Origin of the sequence: Thermogutta sp., assembly GCF_039793925.1 — a bacterium.
Taxonomy (GTDB): Bacteria; Planctomycetota; Planctomycetia; order Pirellulales; family Thermoguttaceae; genus Thermogutta.
Map to the genome: position 1 here is coordinate 1 of NZ_JBAMME010000308.1, position 2,663 is coordinate 2,663.

The 2,663-nt window shown below is 55.7% G+C and carries 3 protein-coding genes; all 3 read left to right on the forward strand.

The annotated features are described in order from the left end of the window. On the forward strand, window positions 1–1,657 hold a 1,657-nt coding region (locus ABJK56_RS16665), incomplete at its 5' end, for a hypothetical protein (protein WP_347245807.1). Between the two features lie 54 nt (window positions 1,658–1,711). Beyond that, complete coding sequence (locus tag ABJK56_RS16670; protein ID WP_347245808.1) at window positions 1,712–2,371, forward strand: cytochrome b/b6 domain-containing protein; 660 nt, start codon at window positions 1,712–1,714, stop codon at window positions 2,369–2,371. A gap of 70 nt (window positions 2,372–2,441) precedes the next feature. Then, window positions 2,442–2,663 (forward strand): hypothetical protein (locus tag ABJK56_RS16675; protein ID WP_347245810.1); only part of this gene is annotated, 222 nt, incomplete at its 3' end.

The window sequence follows — 2,663 nt, forward strand, 5'->3', positions numbered from 1 at the left end:
GTCTGCCTCTGACCAGGCATCTTCTTCAACGCCTGGCATACCATCGGAATCAGGCTGGGATCCCGACCTGATGTCCACGTTGTCCGGTAATCAACCCGTGCGGTGGGATTGGAGCAGTTCGGGCACACTAGAGATGGACTGTTTCGTGTGCCATCTCCACTCCCCGGATAATACCGCTCGAATCGAGGAAATCAAAGCCGGGCGTTTTGCCTGGGCGGTGACGGCCACCTTGGTCAACACAGGTGCAGTGGTACGGAAGGGCACCCAGTGGGAATATAACAAGCAGGCGTTCGATGAACGCGGGGCGGTGGTTGCTCAAACTTTTCGCATCGAACGGCCCACCGCCGCGCACTGCGGCCTGTGCCACGGAAAAGTCGTCGCTTCCCACGAACGACTCTCGTGCCTGGAAATAAGCTGGTCTGACTGGTCCACGCTCACGAAGGGACAAATTTTTTCGCCGCAACGGATAAGTGATTCGGAGTTGAACGTCGCTGGAAAAGAGAACCTGGCCCGCCCGTGGGATATTCATGCGGCATCCCTTCTGGATTGCCGCCACTGTCATTTTCCCCTGGACAATCCGGCGCTTTTTGAGCCGCCCGGGCGGGGTCGTTTAAAGCATCTCCGGTTCGAACCGCGGCGCTTGTCATTTGCGGAGTATCTGGAGCGTCCGAGTCATCAATTTGCAAAAGGTGACACCGCTCAGGGAAAGATCGCCCCCGAGTTTACCGGCACGATGCGAACCTGTCGGGACTGCCACGACGCCACCCAGGCCCACGAGTGGTTGCCGTTCCGAGCGGTGCACCTCGCCAGACTGGAATGCGAAACATGCCACATTCCCGCGGTTTACGCTCCAGCCCTCGAGGCGATCGATTGGTCGGCCCCTGCTGACGGTCAGCCTTTTTTGCAGTGGCGAGGAGTCACCTGGTCCAACTCGACTACGGTCCCACTGATCACAGGTTTTCGGCCTGTTATTCTCCCGCGAAAGGCCGTTGACGGCGAGCTCAGACTTGGGCCATACAATCTCGTGAGAGCGAGTTACTGGGTCGATACCGGAGCAAGCCCTCGACCGGTGAGACTGCGGGACTTGGAAGCAATTCTTTCCGGTGTGTCTCACAGTGCTGAAAGGAGTAGGGGTGAGAGTTCCCACGTTTTTTCAATGACTTATCAAAACCGGGACACGCCGCCCCGTTATTCCCCGACGGAAGTCGCCACCCGACTGAAGAATGTGGGCGTAACCTCTCCGGAACACGTCGTGGAGATTTGGCCGTTTGGCATTCACCACGATGTGGCGCCGGCGCGGTTAGCGATCCGCCAGTGCCAGACGTGCCACAGTTCGCAATCGTTGCTTGGGCAAGGCTTCACTTTGGGGAACGTTCGGGATGACAACCTATCGCGCTCGGCTCGCTTCGTTCCGGGTAGTGAGATTCCGGAAGCTTACGAACTCAAAATTTCTCGCTCGTCTGAAAATCCCGCGTTGGTTTTGACCCCGAGGCCTGAAAAAGCCGGTTTCTACATTCTGGGGAAAAGCCGGCATGGCTGGGTCGACTGGCTTGGTTTCCTTACTTTCATGGGAATCGTGATGGCAATCGGAGTCCATGCGTCATTTCGAGTTTTTCCGCATCTGTCGTTGTTCAGAGGTTTTCGTGGCCACGATTAACGCGCCAAGCTGAGAAGAAAGCGGAGATCCATTGACGTAGCGAAAGGCATAGCCATGCAGAAAGAGCTTATTTATACACTTTATGAAAGATTTTGGCACTGGCTTCAGGCGGTGGTGATTCTGACGCTCCTTTTTACCGGTTTTTCTGTGCACTACTCTGGGAGTGCTGGTGTCATTTCATTTGCTACGGCCGTGCGACTGCATAACGTCGTGGGATGGCTGCTTGTGATCAATGCTTTTCTGGGATTCTTCTACTACGTGACGACGGGCACTGTCAGGCAACTGATACCGGAGCCACGTGAGTTGCACGTTCTGGCGTGGCGGCAGCTGCGTTACTATCTCTACGGAATGTTCCACGGCGAGCCTCACCCGCTTCAGCGCTCACGTCAGCGGAGGCTCAATCCATTACAGCAGCTCACGTACCTGGCGATTCTCAATATCTTGTTGCCTATTCAGGTTGTCACCGGTGTGACTCTTTGGTTTATGCAATATTCTCCGGAGCTAATGCACCGCGTGGGGGGAATCGGCAACCTCGCCGCCGTACACATGCTGGGCGCATGGTTTTTTGCCGCATTCGTCCTCGCACACATTTATCTGGCCACGACGGGCCCAACCCTGTGGCAACATTTTGTAACGATGATTACCGGGTATGAAATCGTCGAAGAGCCTTCCGCTGGCGACGCAACATCGGCTCAGCAAAACGAAATCGCATAAGAACGGAAAACCACTTGCGTAACAGGACCTGAGATTAAAGCCGCATTCCTCTATCTTGGGAGACGAAGCAATGGCCAGTGACACAACCCCAAAGGATCAAATCCCCAAACAGTACTGGAACCCGTATGTGGCCGGGGTGGCACTCGGAACTGTGCTGTTTCTGGCCTTTTTGCTCAGCGGAAGTGGTCTGGGAGCATCCGGAGGAATTGCCCGAGTCGTCGTGCAGGTTTTGAAGGTGGTCGCCCCCACGGTGGTTGATCGAAATTCATATTTCGCACCGATGGGAGGCGGA